At 48.8% G+C, this 391-nt stretch carries 1 pseudogene; it reads left to right on the top strand.

Annotated elements, in window-relative coordinates:
- Window positions 1-20 precede the first annotated feature (20 nt).
- Window positions 21-391: pseudogene (locus AB4585_RS23070) on the top strand (hypothetical protein); the annotation flags it as partial.

Genomic DNA, 391 nt, shown 5'->3' with positions numbered 1-391 from the left:
ACCCTGTAGACACCGCATTGATGTTTTTGACGGACGGTCCGTTTGCCCAACTCGCTCAAACTACTAATGCGCAAATCATTATTGTTATTACCATCATCTCTGGCTTTATCTACCTTGTAGAGCAAAGCGGCGGGATGACAGCGTTCTCCACTATGGCGACACGCTATATTTCATCGCCTTTAAAGGCGCAGGTGGCGACGTGGGCAACGGGTATCGGTGTGTTCTTTACCGATTCGGGTAACTCGCTTATCTTAGGACCCATGTTCTCGCCAATCTTTAGCAAGCTAAAACTAAGCCGTGAGAAGCTGGCCTTTATTATCGACTCTACCTCATCACCCGTGTGCGTGCTAATCCCTATCATTAGCTGGGGCGTGTACTCACAGGGCTTGAT

Source organism: Vibrio sp. 10N.222.49.C9, assembly GCF_041474985.1.
Classification (GTDB): domain Bacteria; phylum Pseudomonadota; class Gammaproteobacteria; order Enterobacterales; family Vibrionaceae; genus Vibrio; species Vibrio crassostreae_C.
This window is presented reverse-complemented; position numbering and strand designations above follow the sequence as displayed.